Genomic DNA, 26,160 nt, shown 5'->3' on the forward strand with positions numbered 1-26,160 from the left:
CAACCGGCGAACGCGCCGCGCTCAGGCCGCGCCGAGCCGGCGCGCGTAGTCGCCCGCGTCCAGCGGGCGGCTGAACAGGTAGCCCTGCTGCATGTCGCAGCCGATCTGCTGCAGGAACCACGACTGCGCCTGCGTCTCGACGCCCTCGGCCGTGACCTTCATCCCGAGCGAATGCGCCATCGCGACGACCGCCTGCGTGATCGCGACCGAGTCGTGATGATCGGGCACGCCCGACACGAACGAGCGGTCGACCTTCAGGTTGTGCAGCGGAAAGCGCTTCAGGTACGCGAGCGACGAATAGCCGGTGCCGAAATCGTCGACCGAAATGCGCACGTTCATGTCCGTGAGCGCTTCGAGCATCGGCAGCACGGTGTCCGTGTCGTTCATCAGCACGCCTTCGGTGATCTCCAGCTCCAGCGCGGACGGGTCGAGCCGCGTTTGCGCGAGACAGCGGCCGACCGATTCGACGAGCCCCTCGTGGAACTGCCGCGGCGACAGGTTGACGGCCAGCATCAGGTCCGGCGCGATCGTGCGGCGCCACTCGGCGGCCTGCCGGCACGCGGTTTCGAGCACCCACTGGCCGATCGCGACGATCAGCCCCGTATCTTCCGCGACCGGAATGAATTCCGCCGGCGACATCGGCCCGAGCTCGGGGCTCGTCCAGCGCAGCAGCGCCTCGGCGCCGACCGTGCGGCCGCTGCGCGCATCGATGACGGGCTGATACGCGAGCCGCAGCGTGTCCGACGCCAGCGCGCGCCGCAGCGACTGCTCGATCGCGAAGCGGCGCTGCAGCCGCAGGTTGAGCTGCGCGGTGAAGAACGTGAAGTGGTTGCGGCCGCGCTGCTTCGCGTCGTACATCGCCGAATCGGCGTTGCGCATCAGCGTCACCGCATCGTCGCCGTCGCGCGGCGCGACGCTGATGCCGATCGATACGCCGAGCCAGTATTCGTTGTTCGCGATCGCGAACGGCTTCGCGATCGCGTCGATCACCTCGCGCGCGAGCACCGCGAGACGGTCGGGATCGTCGCAGTCGTCGACGAGGATCACGAACTCGTCGCCGCCGACGCGCGTGAGCGCGTAGCGGTCGTCCGCGCAGGCCGCGAGCCGCGACGCGACGCTGCGCAGCAGCGCGTCGCCCGCGTCGTGGCCGGCCGTGTCGTTGACCTTCTTGAAGCCGACCAGATCGATGAACAGGATCGCAACGCGCGCGGGCCCGCCCGCCGCGTCGGGCGCGCCGAACAGCTCGCGCATGCGGTCGCCGAGCCAGCGGCGGTTGTAGAGGCCCGTCAGCGCGTCGCGGGTCGCCATGTAGCGCAACTGCTGCTGCGCTTCGCGCACGGGGCCGATGTCGTTGAACGACACGAGCACCGAATCGGCCTGCGTGTCGCCCGGCCTGACGATCGGCACCGCGTTGCCGCGCACCCAGATGATGTCGCCGTCCGCGAGACCGAAGCCGACCGTATAGTCGAGCATCGGCGTGGCCGTCTCGAGCGCGCGCCGGCTCGGCCAGTCGTGCGGCTCGATCGGCGTGCCGTCCTCGCGCAGCTTGCGCAGGATCACCGTCGACAGCCGGCGGCCGACGAGCTCGCCCTTCACGCGCATCATCCGGTTCGCGCTCGGATTGCTCGCGATCACGACGCCATCGCGCGAGACGACGAGGATGCCCTCGCTCAGGCTGTTGACGACGAGCCGGTGATGTTCCTCGCTGCGCGCGAGCTGGCGCGCGATCCGGTCCTGATGCACCGCGAGGCCGACGCTGTTGCCGATATCGCGCAACAGCGCGGTTTCCTCGTCGCTGGGCCGGCACGGCCGCGGGTGATAGACGGCGAACGCGCCGAGCACGGCGCCCGCATCGTCGAGGAACGGCACCGACCAGCACGCGCGCAAGCCCAGCGGCAACGCGATCGCGCGGTAGTCGGCCCATAGCGGATCGGTTTCGATGTCCTCGACGGTGACCATCCGGCGCTCGTACATCGCGGTGCCGCACGAGCCGGCCGCGGGCCCGATCGTCGCGCCGTCGATCGCCGCGCTGTACTGCGCGGGCAACGACGGCGCCGCGCCCACGCGCACGTGCATGCCGTCCGTATCGAGCAGCAGGATCGTGCACGACGCGCCGTCGCCGAGCAAAGCCTCGGCACGCCGGCAAACCTCGACCAACAGTTCCGGCAGCGGCGTGTTGCGTGTGATCAGCCTCAGCACGCTCTGCTCGGATGCGAGCACTTCCGCGGCGAGCCCGAGGCTGTAACGAGAACTTTGCGGTTCGGTATTCAAAGTGAATCCTGCCGTCTGTCCGACCGGGTCTGATGCGCCCGATTCGTTTTCGATATTTCGTGCCCTGTTCCGCCTCGGGTTTACGCCGATGCCCGGTGCGCCCCGTTTGCGCGCCGAGCGAGGGCGCGCCGAAATCTATTTAACACCAATCCGTGACGATCGGCATACCTGCTTCCATCAGGGGATACGCTCGGTTGCCGCGCCGCCCCCGCCAGCGGCGAACGGTTCGCCGCCAGGTTGCTGCACCGCACGAAGGCCGCGCGCGCGTTCTCCGAAAACGATCCGTCAGAATGTGTCCGCGCCCCGCTCCGTTCCCGGTCGCTCGTCCGCGCCAGGATGCGTGCGCGTCACCGCGCTCAGCGCGTCGATCGCCGCGGCGACCGACACGCTCGCCGGTGCCGCATACAACGCACCGACCGTCTCCGGCATCGTCGACAACTTCAGCGGCAGCCGGCCGACGCGCTCGCCGGCCCGCGCGGCGAGGTCGAACGCGCGGGCCGACTGCACGAACAGGCACGGCGACTGGTCGGCGACCGCGCGGTTGGTCTGCCACGACACCGACTCCATCAGCACGGCCGGCGGCGCCAGGCCGGCCTTCGCGAACTCGGCATCGAGCGCCGTGCGCGCGGGAGAACCGAACGGCGGCGCGATCCACGGAAACGCGGCGGCGTCGCGCCAGCCGATCCGCGCACGCCCGAGCAACGGATGGCGCGGCCCGCACACGACGATCATGTCGTCGCGGTACAACGGCGCGACGGCGAGCCCCGCGCTCAACGCCGACGCGTCGAGCCGGCACACGAGCAGGTCGAGCTCGTGGCGCCGCGCCTGCACGAGCATCCGGTCGAGCGTGTCTTCCCGCACGTTGAGCTGTACCGGGCGGCCGGCTTCCCGCAGCCACGCGAGCGCGCCCGGAATCAGTTGCGGCGCCATGTTCGGCAGCAGGCCGATCGACACCGGTCGGCCGGCGCCGGTCCGCAACGCGTCGAACGCGGGTGCGACGCCGCGCATGTCGGTCAGCACGCGGCCGATGCATTCGAGCAGCGCATCGCCGTATGCCGTCGGCGCGACCCGCCGCGACGTGCGCTCGAACAGCGGCAGCCCGAGCGAGTCCTCGAGCTCGCGCAGCCATTTCGACAACGCCGGCTGCGTGATCGACGCGGCCTCGGACGTGCGCGCGAAGCTGCGTGTGCGGCCGAGCGTATCGAGCGTTTCCATGTCGCGCACACGCAGCCGCCGCAGCGCCTGCGCGATGCGCTGCTCGTGGGCCGGCGCGCCGGGCGGCGCGAGCGGGCCCGGTCGCGTGCGGCCGGCCGGGCCGCGGGGGTCGAGGGTCACGGGCGCCTCCGTCATTCATGTTCGTCAGGTTATCGATCGACCCTGATCTTTCATCGATCGATACGCGATCCTGCCGCATAGTCGTCGGCATGAAAACCCCCGGCACGAGCCGTGCATGACCAGGAGACAGCCGACGTGAAAGACGATCAGGACGCCCCCGCCACCGAGCCCACCGCGCGGCGTCGGTTCCTCAAGCTGGCCGGTGCGGCCGTCGCGTCGGCCGGCATCGGCGCCGATGCGCTGGCCGCGAACCCGCCGCCGCCGGCCCCGGCCGCCGGTACCGCGACCGCCGCGACCGCCTCAGCCGTCGATCCCGGCTTGCGCGGCGCCGCAACGGCGCCCGCCACCCCGCCCGCCGGCTACAACATCCTGTTCATCCTGACCGACCAGGAACGCCACTTCGACCGCTGGCCGTTCCCGGTGCCCGGCCGCGAAGCGCTGCGCCGCGACGGCATCACGTTCATGCATCACCAGATCGCCGCATGCGTGTGCTCGCCGTCGCGCTCGACGGTCTATACGGGGCAGCACATCCAGCACACCGGCGTGCTCGACAACGCGGGCCTGCCCTGGCAACAGGACATGTCGCCGGACATACGCACCGTCGGCCACATGCTGCGCGATGCCGGCTACTACGCCGCGTATCTCGGCAAGTGGCACTTGAGCGCGTCGATGCACGAAACCGCGAGCCCGTACACGGCGCCCGTGGCCGACTACAACCGCACGATCCGCGCGTACGGCTTCGACGACTACTTCGGCGTGGGCGACCTGATCGGCATGGTGCGCGGCGGCTACGAGTACGACGGGCTCACGGCCGAGGCCGCGGTGAGCTGGATGCGCAACCATGCGCCGCGCCTCGCGAAGGAAGGCAGGCCGTGGTTCCTCGCGGTGAATCTCGTGAACCCGCACGACGCGATGTTCGTGAACACCGACACGAACGGCTCGACGGTGCAGGATGCGAACCATCCGATGCTCGGCAACGCGCCGCCGCCGAACGACGCGCTGTACCGCACGTCATGGCGCGACGTGCCGCTCGCGGCGTCGCGGCGGCAGCCGTACGACGAGCCGGGGCGGCCGCCCGCGCACGGCATGTTCAACGCCGCGCATGCGAACCTCGTCGGGCGCTACCCGTTCACCGACGAACGCGTGCGCCTCTATCAGGACAACTACTTCAACTGCATCCGCGATTGCGACACGCACGTCGTGCGCCTGCTGCAGACGCTGCGGTCGCTCCAGCTCGACGAACGCACGATCGTCGTGATGACGGCCGACCACGGCGACCACGTCGGCGCGCACCAGCTCGTCGGCAAGGGCGCGGCCGCGTACCAGCCGCAGAATCACGTGCCGCTCGTGATCCGGCATCCCGCGTATCCGGGCGGCATGCAGTGCGATGCGCTGACGTCGCACATCGACATCGCGCCGACCTTGCTCGGACTCACCGGCCTCGACGCCGCGCGGCTCGCGACGATCCGCGGCAGCGCGTTGAAGGGGCACGACCTCACGCGCTGGCTCGCGAAACCGGCGGACGCGAAACGGCGCGGCGCGCGATGCGACGCTGCGCGCGATGCGACGCTGTTCAACTACGCGATGCTGCTGTACTACGACAGCGAATGGATGCTGAAGGAACTCGGCACGCTGCGGCAGAAAGGCGTGCCGGAGGATGAACGGCTGCGCCGCGCGCTCGCGCAGCAGCCGGATTTCCGGTTGCGCGGCACGATCCGCAGCGTGTTCGACGGCCGCTACCGCTTCACGCGCTATTTCTCGCCGCTCGAATTCAACCGGCCGACGACGATGGAGGATCTGTTCGCGCGCAACGACGTCGAGTTGTTCGACATCGCGAGCGACCCGGGCGAGATGCGCAATCTCGCGATGGACAGGAAGCAGCACGGCGAATTGCTGCTCGCGATGAACGGCCGCCTGAACGACCTGATCGCCAGCGAAGTCGGCGACGACAGCCCGGACGTGATGCCGATTCGCCACGGGAAGGTGCAGGTGCAGGTCCGCAAGCGGCACTGACCGCCTGAACGCACCGGGCCCCAGTCGAGGTTCGGCGCGCGCGTCAGCCGGTACCGTCCGGCCGGCCGCCGCGCGCCGTCGCCGCGCGCGCCGGCTCTGGCGCGACCGGCGCGCGAGCCACGCACCGCGCCCTCCCGGGCCGGGTTTTCGTATCCGTGATTCAATGTCGATCGAACCGGCGCCATGCCATCCGGCGGCACGGCGATGTGACCCCTCATCGAACGACCTTCACTCGATCACCATGACGAACCCTGCCGAAATCAAGGCGCTCGTTTTCGATGTCTTCGGAACGATCGTCGACTGGAGAAGCGGCGTCGCGCGCGGCGCCGCCGCATTCCTTGAGCGTCACGCGCCGACGCTCGACCCGTTCGCGTTCGCCGACGCGTGGCGCGCCGAATATTCGCCGTCGATGGAAGAAATCCGCAGCGGACGCCGCCGCTACGTGCGGCTCGACGTGCTGCATCGCGAGAACCTCGTGCGCACGCTCGACCGTTTCGGGATCGTCGACGCGCCCGATGCCGACATCGACGCGCTCAATCTCGCATGGCACCGGCTCGATCCGTGGCCCGACTCCGTCGCCGGGCTGCACCGGCTGAAGCAGCGCTACATCATCGCGCCGCTGTCGAACGGCAACATCCGGCTGATGGTCGACGTCGCGAAACACGGCGGGCTGCCGTGGGACGCGATTCTCGGCGCCGAGGTCGCCCGCGCGTACAAGCCGTCGCCGGCCGTCTATACCGAAGCGGTCGAGATTCTCGGCCTCGCGCCGGCCGAGCTGTGCCTCGTGGCCGCGCACAACGGCGATCTGGCCGCCGCGCGCCGGCTCGGGCTGTCGACCGCGTTCGTGCTGCGGCCGACCGAGCACGGGCCCGGCCAGACGACCGACCTGCAGGCCGACGACGCGTGGGATTTCGACGTCAGGGATCTGAACGAACTCGCCGATCGGCTGGGCTGCCCCGGTTGACTACCGGCGGCGCGGCCGCCCCCCCCCGCGCCGCGACCGCGAGGCGACGGGGCGCCGTTACTTCACGACCGCCCGCCATGCGGCCCGCGCATAGAGCAGCAGCAACGGCAGCAGCGCCAGCGCGAACAGCATGCCCAGCGCGAGCACCCACACCGGCCATTGCTGCGGATTCCCGTGCACCCAGTAACGGTACGGCACGCTCAGGAATGCGATTTCCATCAGCAGCGCGCCGAGCGGCACGAGCCCGTTCACCACCGCCGCCATGCCGAAGCGGGCCGCGCTGTCGATTTTCTTCCCGGCCCCGTACGCCGCGATCAGATAGACGAAATACCCGATGATCGCGACCATCACCGCGCCGCCGGCCAGCAGGCCGATACTGCGCACGCTGCGCTCGTGCAGTTGACGCGCCCCTTGCGGCAACACGACATCGACCTTCTCGCCGATTTCGGGCACGGCGCCCGAGCGGATGTTGCCGGGCAGCACGATGCGCTCGCCATTCGGCATCACGGCTTCCAGGATCGACGTGTACTTGATGCACCGGTACGAAGAGGTTCGCCCCGAGCTTTCGCGGCGCTCGCAGGTGTCCCACTCCGACTGGTAGGACACGACGGTCGCTTCGTACGTCGGCGACACCGCAAGCGCGTAAATCTCGTCGCCGATCCAGTACGCGAACGGGAACAACAGCGACACCAGGCAAAAACACACGAGCCACCAGAACGCGACCGCGCCGCCGGAGCCGCGCTTGCCGCCCGTCTGGCGGCGCACCATGCGCGACGCGAGCCAGTAAGCGGCCACGCCGAATACGACCACGCACACCACGAAAACCTTGCCCGCATGCGTCAAAGCCATCTGCCTCCCCCCGATAGCCGGTCGAATCGCCGCCGGCTGTTTCGTCATCCACGTCGGTCATGTCGATCGCGCCGCCGTCGCGACGCGCGTGCAACCCGCTATGCCGGCTCGCCAACGAACCTCAGCGCCCCCGACTCCCCCGCCAGCAACGCACGGTTTGCATCCGCCGCCGCGCGCAGGTAATCCCACAGCGCGGTCACGCGCCGCAGCTTGCGCAGATCCTCGCGGCACGTCAGCCAGAAACATCGCGTGACGACCACGTCGTTCGGCAGCACGGGCACCAGCGCCGGCTGCGTGGCCGCGATGAAGCACGGCAGGATCGCGAGGCCGCCGCCCTGCAGCGCCGCGAAAACCTGCGCGATCACGCTCGTCGTGCGCAACCCGGCCGTCGCGCCGGGGACCGCGCGATCGAGGTACAGCAGCTCGTTGCTGAACGCGAGATCGTCGACGTAGCTGATGAACGCGTGCCGCGCGAGATCGTCCGTGCAGGTAATCGGCGCGTGGTTCGCCAGATAGTCGCGCGTCGCATAGAGCCGCAACTGGTAGTCGCACAGCTTCGTGACCACATAAGGCCCGCGCTCGGGCCGCTCGAGCGTGATCGCGAGATCGGCCTCGCGCTTGGGCAGGTTGACGAAATGCGGCACCGGCAGCAGATCGACCGTCACGTGCGGATGCGCGGCGCGGAACCGCGCGAGCTGCGGCGCGAGGAAAAAGCAGCCGAACCCTTCGGTCGACCCGATCCGCACGTGGCCCGACAGCGCCTCGCCGGTGTTCGCGACCTGATCGCACGCGGATTGCACGGTCGTCTCCATCGCGTCCGCATACGCGACGAGCCGCTGTCCTTCGGCCGTCAGCGTGAAGCCGCCGGAGCGCGACTTGTCGAACAGCAGCGTGCCCATCGCGGCCTCGAGCGCGCGAATGCGCCGCGCGACGGTCGTGTAGTCGACGCCGAGACGCTTCGCCGCGCCGCTCGCGCGCTGCGTGCGCGCGACTTCGAGGAAAAAGCGCAGGTCGTCCCAGTTCAGGTTGCCGGAAACCGGCTCGGTGGCATGTCGCATCGGCGAGGGGAAAAAGGCGGGCGTCTCCGGGCCGGCCGTCGATATGCATAAATGCACATCCAACCGGTTTCTTTGTCGGTACATCATGAATCCGCGCATAACTATACTCGACCGTGACCTGCGGACCATGAGCCGCGGGCAATAAAACCGGAGACACCATGCAGACCCGATCCACCCTCGATGAGCATGCGACCATCGCGACGCCGGCGCTCGAGCGCACCGCGAAGCACCACCTGCTGGCCGGCTGGGCCAGCATGGCCGGCACCACGATCGAGTGGTACGACTTCTTCCTGTACGGCACGGCCGCCGCGCTCGTGTTCAACCGCATCTTCTTCCCGTCGCTGGACCCGGTCGTCGGCACGCTCGCCGCGTTCGGCACGTTCGCGGTCGGCTTCATCGGGCGGCCGATGGGCGGCATCGTGTTCGGCCACTTCGGCGACCGTATCGGCCGCAAGTCGATGCTGATGATCACGCTGCTGCTGATGGGCGTGCCGAGCATGATCATCGGGCTGATCCCGTCGTACGACAGCATCGGCTACTGGGCCGCCGCGCTGCTGATCGCGATGCGCTTCCTGCAGGGGATGGCCGTGGGCGGCGAATGGGGCGGCGCGGTGCTGATGGCCGTCGAGCACGCGCCCAAAGGCCGCAAGGGGCTGTTCGGCAGCCTGCCGCAGACGGGCGTCGGGCTCGGCCTGATCCTGTCGTCGGTGGCGATGGCCGCGGTGGCCGCGTTGCCGGAAGCCGACATGCTGTCGTGGGGCTGGCGCGTGCCGTTCCTCGCGAGCATCGCGCTCGTCGGCCTCGGCTGGTTCATCCGCGCGAAGGTGCCCGAATCGCCCGACTTCGAGAAGATGCAGCGCCAGGGCAAGGCCGAGAAATCGCCGGTGACGGCCGCGCTGCGCCGCCATCCGCGCGAAGTGCTGACGATCGTCGGCGCGCGCGCCGCCGAGAACACGTGGTTCTACATGGTCGTCACGTTCGCGCTCGCTTACGCGACGCAGCAGCTGCATCTGCCGAAGGCCGAGATGCTGCACGCGATCACGGCAGGCGCCGCGCTGTCGCTCGTGACGATGCCGCTGTGCGGGCATCTGAGCGACCGCATCGGCCAGCGCCGGATGTTCGCGATCGGCCTCGTGCTGATGTGCGCGTTCGCCGCGCCGTTCTTCATGATGCTCGGCACGCAGCAGACGTCGACCGCGTGGTGGGCGATCGTGCTCGGCCTCGGCGTCGTGTTCCCGATTCTCTATGCGCCGGAATCGCTGCTGTTCGCGCAGCAGTTTCCCGCGGAAATCCGCTACAGCGGCATCTCGCTGTCGGTGCAGCTCGCCGGCGTGATCGGCGGCGGCTTCGCGCCGATGATCGCGACGTCGCTGCTCAAGGCCGGCGGCGGCCAGCCGCACTACGTGATCGCGTATCTCGTCGGCTTCGGCGTGTTCGCGCTTGCTTGTACCGCGCTGATGCGTCCGGCGCGGACGTAAGCCGACCGGCTCGCAGCGCCCGCATTCATTCGATTTCAGTTCGACCTGCCGCCCGCCATGCCTGCGCGCGCGGCGGACGCAGCCCCTTTTTCATCGTCACACCGTTTCCCCGGAGCATGCCATGAACGCCGCAGTCCCCCAGACCACCCTCGCCCTGCCCACCGCCAAGCTGCTGATCGACGGCGCGTTCGTCGATTCGCAAAGCGCCGAATGGGGCGACATCGTCAACCCCGCGACGCAGGAAGTGATCGGCCGCGTGCCGTACGCGACGCTCGACGAGGTCGATGCCGCGATCGCGTCCGCGCAGCGCGCGTTCCAGACCTGGAAGACGACGCCGATCGGCGCGCGGCTGCGCATCATGCTGAAGTTCCAGGATCTCGTGCGCCGCAATCTCGAACGGATCGCGCACACGCTGACGGCCGAACAAGGCAAGACGCTGCCCGACGCGCAGGGCGACATCTTCCGCGGCCTCGAAGTGGTCGAGCACGCGTGCTCGATCGGCACGCTGCAGCAGGGCGAATTCGCGGAGAACGTCGCGGGCGGCGTCGATACCTACACGCTGCGCCAGCCGATCGGCGTGTGCGCGGGCATCACGCCGTTCAACTTCCCCGGCATGATCCCGCTGTGGATGTTCCCGATGGCGATCGTGTGCGGCAACACGTTCGTGCTGAAGCCGTCCGAGCAGGACCCGCTGTCGACGATGCAGCTCGTCGAGCTCGCGATCGAGGCCGGCGTGCCGCAAGGCGTGCTGAACGTCGTGCACGGCGGCAAGACGGTGGTCGACCGCCTGTGCACGCACCCGGACATCAAGGCGATCTCGTTCGTCGGCTCGACGCGCGTCGGCACGCACGTGTACAACCTCGGCAGCCAGCACGGCAAGCGCGTGCAGTCGATGATGGGCGCGAAGAATCACGCGGTCGTGCTGCCCGACGCGCATCGCGAGCAGTCGATCAACGCGCTCGTCGGCGCGGGCTTCGGCGCGGCCGGCCAGCGCTGCATGGCGACGTCGGTCGTCGTGCTCGTCGGCCAGGCGCGCGACTGGCTGCCCGATCTCGTCGAAAAGGCGAAGGCGTTGAAGGTCAACGCGGGCGCCGAAGCCGGCACCGACGTCGGCCCGGTCGTGTCGAAGGCGGCGAAGGCACGCATCCTGTCGCTGATCGACGCCGGCGTGAACGAAGGCGCGACGCTGCTGCTGGACGGCCGCGACGTGAAGGTGCCCGGCTACGAGCACGGCAATTTCGTCGGCCCGACGATCTTCTCGGGCGTGACGACCGACATGTCGATCTACAAGGAGGAGATCTTCGGGCCGGTGGTGGTCGTGATGGAAGCAGACACGCTCGACGAAGCGATCGCGCTCGTCAACCGCAACCCGATGGGCAACGGCGTGGGCCTGTTCACGCAGAGCGGCGCGGCCGCGCGCAAGTTCCAGAGCGAGATCGACGTCGGCCAGGTCGGCATCAACATCCCGATTCCGGTGCCGGTGCCCTACTTCAGCTTCACCGGCTCGCGCGGCTCGAAGCTCGGCGATCTCGGCCCGTACGGCAAGCAGGTCGTGCAGTTCTACACGCAGACGAAGACGGTCACGGCGCGCTGGTTCGACGACGACGCGACGGCCGGCGGCGTGAACACGACGATCGCGCTGCGCTGACCCGACGGAGCCCGGACATGGAAATCGCCTTCATCGGACTCGGCAACATGGGCGGCCCGATGGCCGCCAACCTGCTCAAGGCCGGCCACGCGCTGACGGTGTTCGACCTCGACGCGAACGCGGTCGGCGCCGCGGTGCGCGCGGGCGCGACGGCGGCGGCGTCGCCGCGTGACGCCGCCGCGCGCGGCGCGTTGATCATCACGATGCTGCCGGCCGCGCAGCACGTGCGCGCCGTCTACCTCGGCGACGACGGCGTACTGGCCGGCGCGCGCGCCGGCGCGACGCTGGTCGACTGCAGCACGATCGACCCCGGCACCGTGCGCGCGGTGGCCGACGCCGCCGCGCGGCGCGACCTCCCGCTCGCCGACGCGCCCGTGTCGGGCGGCACCGGCGGCGCGCAGGCCGGCACGCTGACCTTCATGGTCGGCGCGGACGGCCCGCTGTTCGAGCGCATCCGCCCGGTGCTGCTCGACATGGGCAGGAACGTCGTGCACTGCGGCGGCACCGGCACCGGACAGATCGCGAAGATCTGCAACAACCTGCTGCTCGGCATCTCGATGATGGGCGTGGCGGAAGCGATGGCGCTCGGCGCCGCGCTCGGCATCGATCCGGCCGTGCTGGCCGGCATCATCAACACGTCGACCGGCCGCTGCTGGAGTTCGGACACGTACAACCCGTACCCCGGCGTGAGCGACGCGGCGCCGGCCGCGCGCGGCTATGCGGGCGGCTTCGCGGCGAACCTGATGCTGAAGGATCTCGGGCTCGCGACGGAAGCCGCACGCGGCGCGCATCAGCCGGTGTGGATGGGCGCGCTCGCGCAGCAGCTCTATCAGTCGATGAGCCAGCAGGGGCTCGGCACGCTCGACTTCTCCGCGTGCGTGAAGCTGTACGAGGCGCAGCCGGCCTGACCCGCCCGGCCGACGCCGGACGTGCGCCGGCCCGCGATGTGCCGATACGGCATCGCGGGTCGGTTTGCCATGCGGGGGAAGGAAAACGCGGGCGGCGCAGTCATGCCGCCGGCCGGTCAACCGCGCGGGTTAGACGCCGTCTCGAAGGTCGGATGGCACTCGAACGCGAGTTCGGAGCGCGCGTCGACGCGGCGGCCGCCGGTCAGCGATTCCTGCTTCACGCTTGCGCGCATCCCGCGCTGCGAGCAGTAGTTGGTGGCTTCGCTGACGGCCTTCGCGTGGGCGTCGGCCCATGTCGTCGACACGCCGAGCGTGCGCGTCGTCACGGTGAATACGTTCGGGTTCGACGTCGTGGTGACGTCGGAAGCGGTCGAACACGCGGCGAGCAAGCACGCAGTAGCCGCAATGGTCAACCATCGCACGGTTCGAAAAGAGACTGGAATGGACATGGAGGGCAAGCGCACGCCGTTCGGCGCGCATTGAGCAACATAGGCGACAGTATGCCTGCTCGATCGCCGGAGATCATGCCCCTTTCGGTGAACACATTGTTTCGAATGGTTAAACGATGGTCGAACCCGGCAAGAATTACAGCCGTCGCCGGCCATCGTTTTCGTGCGGCAGGTCATTTCGCCCGGCGCGCTGGCCACGTGGGATGAGTCAGCCCCCGGCGGGCATGGGGATCGGCTGCGCACTGGCGCTTGCCTATGCCGCCCGGTTAGCGACCGCACGCGCCACGCCCTTTTTACAACCGCGCCACTCACGCGGTTCGCGCCCGCGCCTCGCGCCGCCATCCCGGCCAGTGCGCGCCCGCCTGCGTCCGTCGCGCCTGGTCTTCCCGCAGGCACGTCGATTGCGTCACCCTCGCGCCCGCCCTCCGGCGGACAGCCAACTTCCTTCCAACCGGCGCTGCGCCCCGCGCGATCCTTCACGCGGCGGTCCCGCATCGCAATACAGGTTTCCTGAACGAGAGGACGACATGAAATCAATACGAACGATAGTGGCCCTGTGCTCGGTCATTTCCATGCTCACGGCATGCGGCGGCGGCGACGACGCCGGGACCGTACTCGGCATCTCGAAGCCGCAGGCGCGCTTCATCAACGCGGTGCCGGCCGGCCCGAACCTCGACTACTACCTGAATGCGAAGGTCGACCAGGCGGGCGTCGCCTACAAGGGCGTGACGCGCTATCACGACATCGATTCGGGTAATCAGACCGCGAGCTATGACGTATCGGGCACGACGACGACCATCGCGTCCCAGTCGTTCAGCGCGGCGAACGGTCACCATTACACGACGATCGCGCTGCCGAGCACGACGTCGCTGATCTCCGTCATCGACGATCCGTACGACAAGGGGCTGCTGTCCGACAAGGCGCGCGTGCGCAGCTTCAACGCGTCGCCGAATGCGCAGAACGTCGACGTGTACGTCGTGGCGCCGGGCACCGACATCACGACGGTCAGTCCGACGATGGCGGGCGCCGCCTACCAGAATGCCGTGCCGGCAACGACGCAGGATTCGGTCTACCTGAACGGCGGCACCTACCAGGTGGTCGTGACGACGGCCGGCAGCAAGTCGCCGATCCTCAAGACCGCACCGGTCAACATAGGCAACAACGCCGACTGGCTGCTTCTGACGATTCCGTCCGGCGGCATCGGCGACGTGACGCCGAACGACATCCACGTGCTGGTCGCGCAGGGCAACGACGCCGATACGTCCGCGCAGGAGCTGGGGCCGCAGTAACGCGGCAAGGGTCCGAAAACGGTCGCGGCGGCCGGTGCGATTGCATCGGCCGCCGCGTGTCGTATACCGGGATCCAACGTCGCGGGATCAAACGTCGCGGGATCAAACGCCGGCATCAATGCCGGCTATCAGTCGTCCACCCGCTCCAGGCAGATCACGTGCTCGGCACGCGTGCCGTCGCCGTGCGCGATATCCACGTCGCCGACATGGCGCACGCGCCAGCCCGGCCGCGTCGCGATCTGCGGCAGGTTGCCGGACGGCCGGCTCTCGATCCCGCCCAGCCCTTCGTCGGGCGTAGCGACCGCTTCGTCGAGCGACGCGTTCGAATAGATCACGTTGTCCTGCAGTTCGGACGCGCCGGTGCGCGCCTCCATGCCCTTGCCGTCGACGTCGACCGTGTTGTCGGTCATCGCCATGTTCGCGTTGTCGAGCGTGACGATCCGGCCGGCGGCCCGACGCACCGGATCGCCGCTGTCGACCGCATGCGCGTCGACGTCGATCTTCGGCAGGCCGGTCGGCATCTTGCCGGCGACTGCCTCCGGCGTCAGCGGACGCCGCGCGACCTGCTCGGCCTGGGTCGCCGCGTCGGGCATGTCGCCGGCGGCCGGCGTCTTCACCGGGCTCTTCTCGATCTGTTCCCGCTGCTTTTCGGGGGTAGGGTTCGATTCCGCGTTCTGCATCGCACCTCCTTGGCCGGCCGACGCACGCCGGCGTCACGCCGTCGCCGCCAGGCCGGAAATCGCTACAACGATCCTTGCAAATCTTTCATGCGCACCACTGCGCGCGCGTCGTCCGTCTGGCGCACCTGCCGCCGGGCACTGCAGCGGCCGGGAAGTGGGCGACACGCTCGCGCGCCGCCCGCCTGCCGCCTGAACGCGGGTCAACCGCCGCCGCTCGCGCCGGCCGGCGCCGAAGCCGCGCCCGGCAGGCTCGCGCCGGTATCGCCGCTGCTGCCGGCCGCCCCGCTGCTGGGCATGCCCGACGGTGCGGTGGAAGGCGCGGTGGAAGGCGCGGCCGACATGCCGCTCGATGCGCCCGAGTCGGCGTTGTCGCTCTTCTTCTGGCAGCCGGCGCCTGCCGCGAGGCCCGCGATCAGGATGCCGGCGAAGACGGCTCGCGATACGTGACGAAATGAATATCGCTGCATGACACCTCCGCTGATGTCGATGTGAATGGAACCCGTTGACCCGCAATTTGCGTGCCGCGCGCCGGGCGGCGCGGCCGGGCGCGTTCCATTTGTTTTTTGAATGCCCCCCAGCCGAATATTTAATTTCCCATCGCCGTACCTGCCGCCCATACTCGCGAACAAATCCGACACATAACGTCCACGGCGGCCGGGCCCGCGGCGCGTGCATACGCGGCCGGTTTCGCGCCCCGCACATGGAAGGAGACAACGGCGTGCAACTGGAAGCCATCCACCGCGCGAGCATCGGGCTCGGCGCGGACGACGCATCGCATCGACACGATACGGCCGCGCGCGAGCCCGCGCCGAGCCCGCGGCTGCACAACCCCGATCTCGCGCCGACCCGGGCCGAAGGCCGGACGTGGGGCCGCTACAGCATCTTCGCGCTCTGGACCAACGACGTGCACAACATCGCGAACTACTCGTTCGCGATCGGGCTGTTCGCGCTCGGCCTGTCGGGCTGGCAGATGCTCGCGTCGCTCGCGATCGGCGCGGTGCTCGTGTACTGCTTCATGAATCTCACCGGCTACATGGGCCAGAAAACCGGCGTGCCGTTCCCGGTGATCAGCCGGATGAGCTTCGGCATCTACGGGGCGATGCTGCCCGCGATGATTCGCGCGGTGATCGCGATCGCATGGTTCGGCATCCAGACCTATCTCGCGTCGGTCGTGCTGCGCGTGCTGCTTACCGCGATCTGGCCGGGCCTCGCCGCGTTCGACCGGAATGCGATCTTCGGGCTGTCGACGCTCGGCTGGATCACGTTCGTCGCGATCTGGCTCGTGCAGATCGGCATCCTCACGTACGGGATGGAGATGGTCCGCAAGTACGAGGGGCTCGCCGGCCCGGTGATCCTCGTCACGACGCTGTCGCTCGCCGCGTGGATGTTCAGCCGCACCGGCGGCCACCTCGCGATGTCGATCGGCAAGCCGATGACCGGCCTGAAGATGTGGACGGAAATCTTCGCGGGCGGCGCGCTGTGGCTCGCGATCTACGGCACGCTGGTGCTCAATTTCTGCGATTTCACCCGTTCGTCGCCGAGCGCGAAGACGGTGCGCGTCGGCAACTTCTGGGGCCTGCCGGTCAACATCCTCGTGTTCGCGACGATCAGCTTCGTGCTTGCCGGCGCACAGTTCAAGCTGAACGGCCACGTCATCCACAGCCCGACGGAAATCATCGCGACGGTGCCGAACAAGCTGTTCCTCGTGCTCGGCTGCCTCGCGTTCCTGATCGTGACGGTGGCCGTGAACATCATGGCGAACTTCGTCGCACCGGCCTTCGTGCTGACGAGCCTCGCGCCGCACCGCCTGTCGTTTCGCCGCGCGGGCCTCATCAGCGCGACGATCGCCGTGCTGATCCTGCCATGGAACCTGTACAACAGCCCGATCGTGATCGTCTATTTCCTGTCCGGCCTCGGTGCGCTGCTCGGCCCGCTGTACGGGATCATCACGGTCGACTACTGGCTCGTGCGCAAGCAGCGCGTGAACGTGCCCGATCTCTATTCCGAAGCGCCGACCGGCGCCTACTTCTACACGCGCGGCGTGAACCGCAACGCGCTCGCGGCGCTCGTGCCGTCCGCGCTGATTTCGATCACGCTCGCCGTCGTACCGGCCTTCAGCGCGATGACGCCGTTCTCGTGGCTGCTCGGCGCGGCGATCGCGGGCGGCGTGTACTGGCTGCTGGCCGATCGCAAGCGGCAATACGAAGCGCGCTCGGGCGAACACATCGCGGTTGCCTGCGCGCGACACTGATACACACGCATACGGAGTCACGGATGAGGATCCTGGTAGTCAACGTCAACACGACCGAGTCGATCACCGACGCGATCGCCGCGCAGGCGCAGGCCGCCGCGTCGCCCGGCACGGAGATCGTCGGGCTCACGCCGCGCTTCGGCGCGGAGTCGGTCGAAGGCAACTTCGAGAGCTACCTCGCGGCGATCGCCGTGATGGATCGCGTGATGAGCTACGACGAACCGTACGATGCCGTGATCCAGGCCGGCTACGGCGAACACGGCCGCGAAGGGCTGCAGGAATTGCTGACGGCGCCCGTCGTCGACATCACCGAAGCGGCCGCGAGCGTCGCGATGCTGCTCGGCCATCGCTACTCGGTCGTCACGACACTCGACCGCACGGTGCCGCTGATCGAGGATCGCCTGAAGCTCGCCGGGCTCGATGCGCGTTGCGCGTCGGTGCGTGCGAGCGGTCTCGCGGTGCTGGAACTCGAGGAGAACCCGGCGCGCGCGATCGAGTCGATCGTCGACGAGGCGCAGCGCGCGGTGCGGGACGATCATGCGGAAGTGATCTGCCTCGGCTGCGGCGGGATGGCCGGCCTCGACCGGCAGATCGAGGAATGCACGGGCGTGCCGGTCGTCGACGGCGTATCGGCCGCGGTCGCGCTCGCCGAGTCGCTGGTGCGCCTGAAGCTGAAGACGTCGAAGGTCCGCACCTACGCGCCGCCGCGCCCGAAGCGGATCGTCGGCTGGCCGGGCACCTTCGCGAAATGACGGGCCGCCGGCCGGCCGCCGCGTCGCGCGGCCACCTCGCCTCGCCGGGACGCGTATCGACATGCGCGATCCGCTAGACCCGGCCGCGCCGCCCCGCGACGCGTCCGACGACTCGGGCGCGCTCGACGTGCTCGATGCGCGGCTGATGCGCATCCTGCTCGTGCTGCTGACCGAGCGTACCGTGTCGCGTGCGGCCGTGCGCCTGAACATGTCGCAGCCGGCGACGAGCGCCGCGCTCAAGCGCCTGCGCACGCTGCTCGGCGATCCGCTGCTGGTGCGCAGCCGCTACGGGATGGTGCCGACCGAGTTCGGTGCGCGACTGATCGAGCCGCTGCGCAACGCGCTGCGCGTGATCGATTTCATCCGCATCCAGCAGCCGACGTTCGACGCGCGCACGTCGGTGCGTACCTACCGGATCGGCTGCCCCGACTACCTGAACGTGCTGTTCGTGCCGAAACTCGTTGCGCTGTTTCGCGAGCGTGCGCCGAACGCGCAACTGGTGTTTCATCCGCTCGGCGACGGGTTCGACGACGAGCGCGCGCTGGCCGACGGCGAGCTCGACGTCGTGATCGACAACCGGCCCGCGCGCCGGTCGCGCTTCCGTCAGGACGACCTGTTCGACGACCGCGTCGTGTGCCTGATGCGCGCGGCGCATCCGCTAGCGCGGCGCGGCGCGATGACGGCCGCCGCGTTCGCGGCGGCGCCGCAGCTGTGCCCGACGCCGTCGTGGCTCGAAGCGTCCGGCGCGATCGACCGGCAGCTCGAACGCGTGGGCCTGCAGCGGCGCATCGCCGTCACGCTGCCGCATTTCGAGCTCGCCGCGCATGCGCTCGTGCGCGCCGACCTGATCCTCACCACCACTTACCGGCTCGCGCGGCACTACGCGAAGCTGCTGCCGCTCGCCGCGGTCGCGCTGCCGGCGGAACCGCCGGACATCGTGTACCGGATGACGTGGAACGAATCGGGATCGTGTGTGGAAGGTGTGCGGTGGCTGCGCGGGCTGATCGCGGAAGCGACGCGCGCATGGCTCGACGCCGACGCGACGCTGCCGGCCGTCGCCGCGATCGCCGCTTCGGGGATCGATGCGGATACCGCGAAAACCGCACCGAACGTCGCCGACTCCTCGGAGCCGACCCGTCGCCCGCGCCGCACACCGGCCGCGCATGGTCACGCGTCCCACCCGGCGCGCGTCGCGCAAGCGGCACGCATCCATCGCCTCGCGACGAAACCGCACTGACCGGCGCAGGCGTCACGCGGCGTTCCCCTTCCGCCGCCCGCGGCTGCAACGATTCGCTGCTCAACCCGTGCACGCGCGGATGGTCCGTGCGATTCCCTATTCGGACTCAAGTCAGACTAATCCTATTTACGCGCCCGGTACCGAATCGTCAGAATGCGTTCTCGAAACATCGCCGCGACCGTATCGCATCGCTGATTCACCCGGCCGCTATCCTGTCGAGAACCCCACCATGAAGAAAACGCTCGTTATCCTGGCCATTCCCGCCGCACTGCTCGCGAGCACCGGCGCCTTCGCCGATACGCAAGATTGCGCGACACGCATTCGTGCATTGCAGACGCAGATCGACAACGCGAAGCGATTCGGCAACACGCATCAGGCGATGCGCCAGCAGGCCGCGCTCGAACAGATCAAGGCCAATTGCACGGACGCCGGCCAGCTCGCGCGCGCCGAGCGCAAGGTCGCCGACAAGCAGCGCGATCTGCAGCACGCGCAGGACGAGGTGCGCGACGCACAGGCACGAGCCCATGCAGCCGAAGCGCTCGGCGATGCAAAGAAGTCGAACAACGCGCAACGCAAGCTCGCCGACAAGCAGGCCAGGCTGCGCGACGCCATGCGCAAGCTGCACGACGCGCAAGTCGATCGCGACGCACTGAAAGGCTGACGGGATGCGTCAAACGACGCACCGGCTCACAGGCGCCGCGTGAGTGCGAGCCGCACCGGCAGGGAGACGATCGACCCGAGCGTCGACAGCAGAACGATGCGCTGCGCATGCAAGCGTCTGCGTCACGCGGGTTCGCGCATCGGCTGCGTAAGCAACTTGTACGCAACGACGGCCGCAACCAGCGCCAGTACGCCGCTTACCTTCAGCGCATCGGCGAATCCGCTCGCGAACGCGGCCGGCGCCGCCTGTGCGAGCGCACCGGCAGCCGACGGCGGCACGCGGCCGAGCGCCTGCGCGAGGTCGCCGGCCAGCAGGCTCGACATGAACGGCGCGTCGACGAATGCGCGCAGGCCGGGCGTCGCGGACAGCAGCCCGTCGAGCCGCGCATGCGTACTCGCCGCCAGCACCGCGCCGAGCACGCCCACGGCCGTGACGATCGCCGAGAAGCGCGTCGTCGTGCTGATGCCCGACGCCATGCCCGTGCGATTCGGCGGCACGCACGCCATGATCGCTTTCTGCGTGTCGCCGTTCATGATGCCGGCGCCGCACCCCGTCACGAACATGCCGAGCGCGACGAGCCGGTAGTCGCCGCCGGTCGTCAGCGCCGCGGTCGCGAGGTTGCCCGCGCCGATCAGCGCGAGCCCGCCGGCGAGCACGCCGCCGGACGACACGCGCGCGGCGAGCGCCGCGCCGAGCGACGGGCCGGCGATCATCGCGAACGCGAACGGCAGCATCCCGAGCCCCGCATCGATCGCCGACATCCCGAACGCGTTTTGCAGGTACAGCGGCAGGAACGTCATCATCACCTGCGCGCATGCCGCGTAACCGAACATCGCGAGCACGGCGCCGACGAAGCGCGGCTGGCGAAACAGCGCGAGATCGATCATCGGCCGCGCCTGCCAGCGCTCCGCGCCGACGAACGCCGCCAGCAGCGCCGCCGCGAGCGCGAGCCGGCCCAGCGTCGCGATGGACAGCCAGCCGTGCGACGGCGCGCCGATCAGCGCCGCGATCGCACAGGCGAGCGCCGCGCCGAACAGCAGGCTGCCGGCCACGTCGACGCGCTTCGCATGGGGATCGTTCGATTCGTCGATCGCGACGCGCGCGCCGGCCGCCAGCAGCAGGCAGACGGGCAGGTTCAGCAGGAACACCCAGCGCCATCCGATCCATTGCGTGATCGCGCCGCCGACGAGCGGCGCGATGGCCGTCGCGATCCCCATGCACATGCCCCAGATCGCCCACGCGCGTGCCCGCTCGCGCCCGTCCGGGAAACGGTTCGCGATCACCGCGAGCGCCGCGGTCAGCAGCAGCGCGGCGCCGCCGCCCTTCACCGCACGCGCGGCGATCAGCCAGCCCGCCGACGGCGCGATGCCGCAACCGAGCGACGCGATGAAGAAGAGCGCGAGGCCCGCGAAGAGCATCCGCTTGCGCCCGAAGCGGTCGGCGAGCCCGCCGGCCGGCAGCAGGCACGCGGCGAACGCGGTCATGTACGCGCTCACGACCCACTCGATATCGGCGAAGCTCGCGTGAAAGCCGCGCGCGATGCTCGGCAGCGAGACGGCCACCACGTTCGTGTCGAGCACGATCAGCGAACAGGTCGCGGACGCGACGGCGAGCGTCGCGGCGGCAGGCAGACGGGTGCCGGCGCGCGGGGCGGCGGCCGCGCTTGCGCGCGACGCCGGTGAAGACGGGGACATCGGCCACTCCGGAACAGGATGAACGAGCCGTATGCTAGGCTCGCCCGGTATTGCCTGTCATTGATACTTCCACGCTATTTCATTGACGAAAACTGCAACCATGGGCCAGCTCGAATTCCGTCATCTGCGCGCGTTCCTGAGCGTCGCGCAAAACCTGCATTTCGCACGCGCGGCCGAGGCGCTCGACATGGCGCCGCCCGCGCTCACGCGGCAGATCCAGGAAGCCGAGCGCGTGCTCGGCGTGCGGCTCTTTCACCGGTCGCGCCGCGCCGTCACGCTGAGCGCGGCCGGCGAGGCCTATCTCGCGGAAGCGAGAGCCGCGGTCGAGCACCTGCAGCGAGGCCGCGAACTCGCCGCGCTGGCCGAACGCGGCGAACTCGGCCGGATCGAGATCGGCTACGTGTCGTCGGCCGTCTATTCGGGCACGCTGCAGCGCACCGTCGGCGCGTTCCGCGCCGCGCACCCGCGCATCGAGCTGAACCTGCGCGAGGTGCCGATGGACGACGTCGCGAACCAGCTCGACACGGGCCGGCTCGACCTCGCGTACGTGCGCCCGCCGCTGGCGCTGCCCGGCGGCCTGCGGATCGTCACGCTGCAGCGCGACGTGTTCGTCGCGGCCGTGCCGGCCGATTCGCGTTATGCGGCGATGGCGACCGTGCGCGCGGCGGACCTCGCCGACGCGCGCTTCGCTGTGCCCGAACAGGCGCTCGGCACGCTCGAAGTCGCGCGCCGCGGCCGCTTCGAGCCGGTCGTCGCCGCGCGGCCGGGTGGCCTGCTCGCGGTACTCGCGTGCGTGTCGGTGAACGGCTGGGTCGCGGTGATTCCCGATGCACTTGCCGGTTGCGTGTCGCTGCCGGGCGTCGTGTACCGGCCGATCGCCGGCAAGCCGATCATGTCGGCGCTCGCGCTCGCGCACCGGCGGTTCGAAAAGGCGCCGGCCGTGCGGGCATTCCTGCGGACGATTCGGCCGGCCGCGTAAGACGTGCGGGCTCGGGCGCCGGGTCGAGCGCCGCCGCACCGGCCAAACCGGCCGCCCTCCGCACGAATATGCATTTCACGATTCGATGTTTGTCGGCCGGAAACCGATTCCGTAACCTGCCCGGCAGCCGCGCCGTCCGCGCGCGGATCACCGAGGACACGCCGCCGATGACCCACTCTTTCGCCACAGCGCGCCGCCGCGCGCTGCAGCGCCTTGCCGCCCTCGCCGCCGCGCCGCTCGCGGGCGGCCTCGCACTGCCGGCCCGCGCGGCCGGCGCCGACCTGTCGGGCGTCACGCTCGTCCTCGGCGACCAGGCCGGCGGCCTGCGCGCGCTGGCCGAAGCGGCGCGCGTGCTCGACGGCACGCCGTACCGGTTCCGCTGGGCCAACTTCCAGGGCGCCGCGCCGCTGTTCGAAGCGCAGCGCGCGGGCGCGATCGATCTCGCGCCGGCCGGCGACCTGCCCGTCCTGACGGCCGCGCTCGGCGATCCGTCGCTGCGGATCGTCGCGACGCGCGTCGGCTCGCCGACGTCGCTCGGCATCGTCGTGCAGCCGGACTCGCCGGTTCGCACCGTGGCCGACCTGAAAGGGCAAACCGTCGTCGTATCGTCGGCACGCGGCAGCATCTCGCAATACCAGTTGTACGGCGCGCTGCGCGAACATGGGCTCGCGCCGCGCGACGTCGAGGTGCGTTTCGTCCTGCCGGTCGACGCGTTCGCCGCGTTCGAGGCGAAGCGGATCGGCATCTGGGCCACGTTCGATCCGTACTACGGGCATGCGGTGCGACGCGGCGCGCGCATCGTCCGCGACGGCAGCGGCATCAACTCGGGGCTCGCGTTCCTCACGTCGCCAGTCGAAACGCTCGACGATCGCGGCAAGCGCGCGGCGCTCGCGGACGTGCTCGCGCGCCTCGCCCGAGCGGGGCAATGGGCGCTCGCGCACCCGGCCGACTATGCGAGCGTCTATGCGTCGCTCACGCGCCTGCCGCCCGACGCCGCCACCGATATCGCGCGCCGGGCCGCGCTCGCGCAGCGCAGCCTCAGCGGCGCCGACATCGACGTGCTGCAGCGCGTCGCCGATCGCGCGGCGGCGGACGCGATCCTGCCGCGCCGCGTCGACGTCGCGTCGATCGCCATCCGGAACGTGTCGGCCTGAGTGGCGCCGCGCGGGGCGCGACGCGCAGTCAGCGCGGGCGCGCCATATCGAGGTCGGGCACGTCGTCGCCGAACGTCGACGCGACGATCGTGCGCATCGCGGCGATCAGCAACGTCGGCCCCGATTGGTTGAACGTGCAGCGCTCGCCCGCGGCCGGCACGGCCCGATGCAACACGGCGCGCCACGCGCCCCGCCCGCCATCGCGCTCGAACGCGGCGAACGGCCGCCGCTCGACGATCGGGCCGCCGTCCGCCCAGGACGACGACGGCGCGAACGGCGCCGGCACGCCGCCCGCCGTGCGAACAGACGTGCATCCGTACGCGTCGGCACGTGGCGCATCATGGCCTTCCGCGATCGCGACCCAGTAATCCAGCGCCGCGCCTGTCAGATCCTGAACTTGCATGCCCCTCTCCGTTACCGTCGTGACAGCAACATGCTAACGGTTGCGCGCGTATGCAGACCGGTCCGAACGCCAACGCCCCTCGGCACGGGCGGCATCGCGGAAAATCCCCCCGAGCAAACCCGCGCATGCTGTCACTCGCGTGCCGTTCGTGCGTAGAATGATCCGACGGTTCGCCGCCCCGGCCGGCGGCAGCCAGCGAGGCCGTCATAACCGCGACATGCGCACCGGTCCGGGCCCGTTTCCGCACGTTCGCCGGCAACAGAACCAGACAACGCGCCGCAGACCGGATCTCACGGGGGACGTATGTCCAGGCACACCCTGAAGCCGTTGGTATCGCTCGTCGCGCCGTTTCACGACGAAGCGGAAGCGATCGATGCGTTCTTCGCGACCACCGTTCCGATACCGGAAGCGATCGGCACCGCGCGCTTCGAAATCGTTTGCGTAAACGACGGCAGCCGCGACGGCGCGCTGGACAAGCTGATCGACATCGCGGTCGCCGATCCGCGCGTACGCATCGTCGATCTCACGCGGCGCTTCGGCAAGGAGGCCGCGCTCACCGCGGGCCTCGACGAGGCGGCCGGCGCGGCCGTGATCCTGACCGACGCCGACCTGCAGGGCCCACCGTCCCTGATTCCCGCGATGCTCGAACGCTGGCACGCGGGCGCCGAGGTCGTCGCCACGAAGCGCACCGACCGGATGTGCGATCCGCTGATGCAACGCATGGCGGCCGCCCTCTGCTACCGCGTGCACAACCGGCTTTCCGAAGTGCCGCGCAATCTGTCGGCCAAGTAGCGCCGCATGGATATTTCCGGCTCGCCGATACGGCGCGGCGGACGCCCTGTCCGCGCCTGGCTCACCCCCGCACGCATCGCGCTTTACAGTGCGGTCATGCTGGCGATCGGCGTACTGCTGGGGGCGATCCTGCTCTGGATCGGCCTTCGCTCGACCGAACCGGGCACGTTCCGCCCCGGTTCGGGGTACATGGTGTTCTGGTCCGCGTCCCATCTGATGCTCCACGGCTCGCCGTGGCAGGCCTACGACATCCCCGCGTTCTCGCGCGCGCTCGCCGGACTGTTCCCGTTGGCCGGCCGCCATGCATTCCTGCCGTGGCTGTACCCGCCGTCGTATCTGCTCGCGGTGACACCGCTCGCGCTGCTGCCCTATGCGATCAGCTATCCGCTGTTCGTCGTGCTCGGCGTCGTGCTGCTCGGCCTCGCGGTGTGGCGCGTATCGGGGCTCGGCGCCGTGCCCGACGCGACACGCATCGGCTGGCTCGCGCTGCTCGCGTGCCCCGGGGTGCTCGTCACCGCGATATACGGACAGAACGCGATGCTGACCGCCGCGTGTGCGGCGCTCGCCGTGTATTTCGTCGACCGGCGGCCGATGCTGGCCGGCCTGTGTATCGGACTCCTGTCGGTCAAGCCCCAACTGGCGGTGCTGTTCCAGTTCGTGCTGATCGCCGCGCGCGCGTGGCGCGCGTTCGCATGGGCCGCGGCATGGGCGATCGCGATCACCGCACTGGGCATCGCGGCGGGCGGCATGGAACCGCTTCGCTTGTTTCTGCGGAATGCCGGCGCGCTGCGCTCGCTGACCATCGAGCATGGCGTGCCGTTCTGGTTCGCGTCGCCGACACCATTCGCGGCGTTTCGGCTTGCCGGCCTGTCGCCCGCCGCCGCGTTCGCCGGCCAGGCCGCCGTCGCGGCGATCGCGCTCGCGGCGGCGTGCCAGGTCTGGCGCCGCAGCCGCGACGTGCGGTTGCGCGGCGCGGCACTGGTCGTCGCGACGCTCGTCGCCAATCCGTATGTCTGGCACTACGAACTGTCGTGGCTGTGCATTCCGATCGCCTGCATGATCGCCATCGGCTCGCAGCATGGCTGGCGGCGCGGCGAGCAATGCGCCGTCGCCGCGATGTGGGCGCTGCCGCTGTACGAGTTTCTGAATCCGTGGATGACGCTGCCGCAGATCGGGCCCGCCATCACGTCGATCGCGCTGCTCGTGCTGCTGCAGCGCGCTCGGTCCCTCCCGCGATCCCCCGCGCGGCGATAAGCATAGTTCAAATCGTTGCTTGTCCGGCCTCCGGGCGTCAT

General features: G+C 69.6%; 22 protein-coding genes and 1 pseudogene. 15 read left to right on the forward strand and 8 right to left on the reverse strand.

Going from position 1 to position 26,160, the window contains the following annotated elements:
* Positions 1–21: 21 nt before the first annotated feature.
* Positions 22–2,271, reverse strand: coding sequence for a putative bifunctional diguanylate cyclase/phosphodiesterase (locus tag C5F75_RS24675; protein WP_104012843.1), 2,250 nt, complete (start codon positions 2,269–2,271; stop codon positions 22–24).
* A gap of 285 nt (positions 2,272–2,556) precedes the next feature.
* The gene (locus C5F75_RS24680; protein WP_104012891.1) at positions 2,557–3,606 is read right to left on the reverse strand and encodes a LysR substrate-binding domain-containing protein; all 1,050 of its coding nucleotides are present in this window, start codon (positions 3,604–3,606) and stop codon (positions 2,557–2,559) included.
* Positions 3,607–3,741: 135 nt separating this feature from the next.
* On the opposite strand from C5F75_RS24680, the gene C5F75_RS24685 reads away from it, so the two are divergent.
* Together C5F75_RS24685 and C5F75_RS24690 are read left to right on the forward strand one after the other, a co-directional pair.
* A complete protein-coding gene (locus C5F75_RS24685; protein WP_089465777.1) occupies positions 3,742–5,619 on the forward strand; it encodes a sulfatase-like hydrolase/transferase in 1,878 nt (625 codons plus the stop codon).
* A gap of 241 nt (positions 5,620–5,860) precedes the next feature.
* Positions 5,861–6,583, forward strand: coding sequence for a haloacid dehalogenase type II (locus tag C5F75_RS24690; protein WP_089465526.1), 723 nt, complete (start codon positions 5,861–5,863; stop codon positions 6,581–6,583).
* Between the two features lie 57 nt (positions 6,584–6,640).
* On the opposite strand, the gene C5F75_RS24695 is transcribed toward C5F75_RS24690, so the two are convergent.
* Positions 6,641–7,432 (reverse strand): uracil permease, encoded by a 792-nt coding sequence (locus C5F75_RS24695; protein ID WP_089465525.1) that lies wholly within the window; start codon positions 7,430–7,432, stop codon positions 6,641–6,643.
* 98 nt (positions 7,433–7,530) lie between these two features.
* The gene (locus tag C5F75_RS24700) at positions 7,531–8,490 is read right to left on the reverse strand and encodes a LysR family transcriptional regulator (protein ID WP_089465524.1); all 960 of its coding nucleotides are present in this window, start codon (positions 8,488–8,490) and stop codon (positions 7,531–7,533) included.
* Positions 8,491–8,648: 158 nt separating this feature from the next.
* Here C5F75_RS24700 and C5F75_RS24705 point away from each other — a divergent pair, with 158 nt between their 5' ends.
* From C5F75_RS24705 to mmsB, 3 genes are all read left to right on the forward strand, one after another.
* Positions 8,649–9,968 (forward strand): MFS transporter, encoded by a 1,320-nt coding sequence (locus tag C5F75_RS24705; protein WP_089465523.1) that lies wholly within the window; start codon positions 8,649–8,651, stop codon positions 9,966–9,968.
* Between the two features lie 121 nt (positions 9,969–10,089).
* Positions 10,090–11,616 carry a CoA-acylating methylmalonate-semialdehyde dehydrogenase gene (locus C5F75_RS24710; protein ID WP_059639251.1) on the forward strand — a complete coding sequence of 509 codons (1,527 nt, stop codon included), beginning with the start codon at positions 10,090–10,092 and terminating at the stop codon, positions 11,614–11,616.
* 17 nt (positions 11,617–11,633) lie between these two features.
* Positions 11,634–12,524 carry a 3-hydroxyisobutyrate dehydrogenase gene (mmsB, locus tag C5F75_RS24715; protein WP_089465522.1) on the forward strand — a complete coding sequence of 297 codons (891 nt, stop codon included), beginning with the start codon at positions 11,634–11,636 and terminating at the stop codon, positions 12,522–12,524.
* A gap of 116 nt (positions 12,525–12,640) precedes the next feature.
* Here the strand turns inward: mmsB and C5F75_RS24720 are convergent, their stop codons facing one another.
* Positions 12,641–12,973, reverse strand: coding sequence for a hypothetical protein (locus C5F75_RS24720; RefSeq protein WP_060311159.1), 333 nt, complete (start codon positions 12,971–12,973; stop codon positions 12,641–12,643).
* A gap of 527 nt (positions 12,974–13,500) precedes the next feature.
* On the opposite strand from C5F75_RS24720, the gene C5F75_RS24730 reads away from it, so the two are divergent.
* Entirely contained in the window at positions 13,501–14,262 is a 762-nt protein-coding gene (locus C5F75_RS24730; protein WP_059582525.1) for a DUF4397 domain-containing protein, read from the forward strand.
* 128 nt (positions 14,263–14,390) lie between these two features.
* On the opposite strand, the gene C5F75_RS24735 is transcribed toward C5F75_RS24730, so the two are convergent.
* Positions 14,391–14,942 (reverse strand): DUF3005 domain-containing protein, encoded by a 552-nt coding sequence (locus C5F75_RS24735; RefSeq protein ID WP_089465521.1) that lies wholly within the window; start codon positions 14,940–14,942, stop codon positions 14,391–14,393.
* An 87-nt stretch (positions 14,943–15,029) separates the two neighbouring features.
* Between C5F75_RS24735 and C5F75_RS24740 the strand changes: the two genes are divergently transcribed.
* The 5 genes from C5F75_RS24740 (at position 15,030) to C5F75_RS24765 (ending at position 19,843) form a co-directional block, all read left to right on the forward strand.
* Positions 15,030–15,389 (forward strand): hypothetical protein, encoded by a 360-nt coding sequence (locus tag C5F75_RS24740; protein ID WP_226094059.1) that lies wholly within the window; start codon positions 15,030–15,032, stop codon positions 15,387–15,389.
* Positions 15,390–15,642: 253 nt separating this feature from the next.
* Entirely contained in the window at positions 15,643–17,193 is a 1,551-nt protein-coding gene (locus C5F75_RS24750) for an NCS1 family nucleobase:cation symporter-1 (RefSeq protein WP_081066422.1), read from the forward strand.
* A gap of 23 nt (positions 17,194–17,216) precedes the next feature.
* Complete coding sequence (locus C5F75_RS24755; protein ID WP_059582532.1) at positions 17,217–17,945, forward strand: aspartate/glutamate racemase family protein; 729 nt, start codon at positions 17,217–17,219, stop codon at positions 17,943–17,945.
* Between the two features lie 61 nt (positions 17,946–18,006).
* Complete coding sequence (locus C5F75_RS24760) at positions 18,007–19,182, forward strand: LysR family transcriptional regulator (RefSeq protein ID WP_089465520.1); 1,176 nt, start codon at positions 18,007–18,009, stop codon at positions 19,180–19,182.
* A 229-nt stretch (positions 19,183–19,411) separates the two neighbouring features.
* Positions 19,412–19,843: a DUF1090 family protein gene (locus tag C5F75_RS24765; RefSeq protein WP_089465519.1), complete on the forward strand. Its 432-nt coding sequence runs from the start codon at positions 19,412–19,414 to the stop codon at positions 19,841–19,843.
* Between the two features lie 122 nt (positions 19,844–19,965).
* Here C5F75_RS24765 and C5F75_RS24770 read toward each other — a convergent pair whose 3' ends face one another.
* Positions 19,966–21,537, reverse strand: coding sequence for an MFS transporter (locus tag C5F75_RS24770; RefSeq protein WP_089465518.1), 1,572 nt, complete (start codon positions 21,535–21,537; stop codon positions 19,966–19,968).
* A gap of 100 nt (positions 21,538–21,637) precedes the next feature.
* On the opposite strand from C5F75_RS24770, the gene C5F75_RS24775 reads away from it, so the two are divergent.
* Both C5F75_RS24775 and C5F75_RS24780 read left to right on the forward strand, forming a co-directional pair.
* Positions 21,638–22,516, forward strand: a complete 879-nt coding sequence (locus C5F75_RS24775) for a LysR family transcriptional regulator (RefSeq protein WP_089465517.1) — start codon at positions 21,638–21,640, stop codon at positions 22,514–22,516.
* 167 nt (positions 22,517–22,683) lie between these two features.
* Complete coding sequence (locus C5F75_RS24780) at positions 22,684–23,670, forward strand: ABC transporter substrate-binding protein (protein ID WP_089465776.1); 987 nt, start codon at positions 22,684–22,686, stop codon at positions 23,668–23,670.
* A gap of 28 nt (positions 23,671–23,698) precedes the next feature.
* Here the strand turns inward: C5F75_RS24780 and C5F75_RS24785 are convergent, their stop codons facing one another.
* Positions 23,699–24,073, reverse strand: coding sequence for a phage protein NinX family protein (locus C5F75_RS24785; protein WP_059639242.1), 375 nt, complete (start codon positions 24,071–24,073; stop codon positions 23,699–23,701).
* Between the two features lie 303 nt (positions 24,074–24,376).
* On the opposite strand from C5F75_RS24785, the pseudogene C5F75_RS24790 reads away from it, so the two are divergent.
* Positions 24,377–24,853 (forward strand): annotated as a pseudogene (locus C5F75_RS24790) (glycosyltransferase family 2 protein); the annotation flags it as partial.
* 18 nt (positions 24,854–24,871) lie between these two features.
* The gene (locus tag C5F75_RS24795) at positions 24,872–26,119 is read left to right on the forward strand and encodes a glycosyltransferase family 87 protein (protein WP_104012844.1); all 1,248 of its coding nucleotides are present in this window, start codon (positions 24,872–24,874) and stop codon (positions 26,117–26,119) included.
* Positions 26,120–26,160 lie beyond the last annotated feature (41 nt).

Source organism: Burkholderia anthinoferrum (assembly GCF_002925705.1).
GTDB classification, from domain to species: Bacteria; Pseudomonadota; Gammaproteobacteria; order Burkholderiales; family Burkholderiaceae; genus Burkholderia; species Burkholderia semiarida.

What these genes read in the sequence shown, in the direction of transcription:
- C5F75_RS24690 (WP_089465526.1), top strand. Translation starts at nt 5,861, where the DNA reads ATGACGAACCCTGCCGAAATCAAGGCGCTCGTTTTCGATGTCTTCGGA.
- C5F75_RS24695 (WP_089465525.1), bottom strand. Translation starts at nt 7,432, where the DNA reads ATGGCTTTGACGCATGCGGGCAAGGTTTTCGTGGTGTGCGTGGTCGTA.
- C5F75_RS24700 (WP_089465524.1), bottom strand. Translation starts at nt 8,490, where the DNA reads ATGCGACATGCCACCGAGCCGGTTTCCGGCAACCTGAACTGGGACGAC.
- C5F75_RS24705 (WP_089465523.1), top strand. Translation starts at nt 8,649, where the DNA reads ATGCAGACCCGATCCACCCTCGATGAGCATGCGACCATCGCGACGCCG.
- C5F75_RS24710 (WP_059639251.1), top strand. Translation starts at nt 10,090, where the DNA reads ATGAACGCCGCAGTCCCCCAGACCACCCTCGCCCTGCCCACCGCCAAG.
- mmsB (WP_089465522.1), top strand. Translation starts at nt 11,634, where the DNA reads ATGGAAATCGCCTTCATCGGACTCGGCAACATGGGCGGCCCGATGGCC.
- C5F75_RS24720 (WP_060311159.1), bottom strand. Translation starts at nt 12,973, where the DNA reads ATGTCCATTCCAGTCTCTTTTCGAACCGTGCGATGGTTGACCATTGCG.
- C5F75_RS24730 (WP_059582525.1), top strand. Translation starts at nt 13,501, where the DNA reads ATGAAATCAATACGAACGATAGTGGCCCTGTGCTCGGTCATTTCCATG.
- C5F75_RS24735 (WP_089465521.1), bottom strand. Translation starts at nt 14,942, where the DNA reads ATGCAGAACGCGGAATCGAACCCTACCCCCGAAAAGCAGCGGGAACAG.
- C5F75_RS24740 (WP_226094059.1), top strand. Translation starts at nt 15,030, where the DNA reads ATGCGCACCACTGCGCGCGCGTCGTCCGTCTGGCGCACCTGCCGCCGG.
- C5F75_RS24750 (WP_081066422.1), top strand. Translation starts at nt 15,643, where the DNA reads ATGGAAGGAGACAACGGCGTGCAACTGGAAGCCATCCACCGCGCGAGC.
- C5F75_RS24755 (WP_059582532.1), top strand. Translation starts at nt 17,217, where the DNA reads ATGAGGATCCTGGTAGTCAACGTCAACACGACCGAGTCGATCACCGAC.
- C5F75_RS24760 (WP_089465520.1), top strand. Translation starts at nt 18,007, where the DNA reads ATGCGCGATCCGCTAGACCCGGCCGCGCCGCCCCGCGACGCGTCCGAC.
- C5F75_RS24765 (WP_089465519.1), top strand. Translation starts at nt 19,412, where the DNA reads ATGAAGAAAACGCTCGTTATCCTGGCCATTCCCGCCGCACTGCTCGCG.
- C5F75_RS24770 (WP_089465518.1), bottom strand. Translation starts at nt 21,537, where the DNA reads ATGTCCCCGTCTTCACCGGCGTCGCGCGCAAGCGCGGCCGCCGCCCCG.
- C5F75_RS24775 (WP_089465517.1), top strand. Translation starts at nt 21,638, where the DNA reads ATGGGCCAGCTCGAATTCCGTCATCTGCGCGCGTTCCTGAGCGTCGCG.
- C5F75_RS24780 (WP_089465776.1), top strand. Translation starts at nt 22,684, where the DNA reads ATGACCCACTCTTTCGCCACAGCGCGCCGCCGCGCGCTGCAGCGCCTT.
- C5F75_RS24785 (WP_059639242.1), bottom strand. Translation starts at nt 24,073, where the DNA reads ATGCAAGTTCAGGATCTGACAGGCGCGGCGCTGGATTACTGGGTCGCG.
- C5F75_RS24795 (WP_104012844.1), top strand. Translation starts at nt 24,872, where the DNA reads ATGGATATTTCCGGCTCGCCGATACGGCGCGGCGGACGCCCTGTCCGC.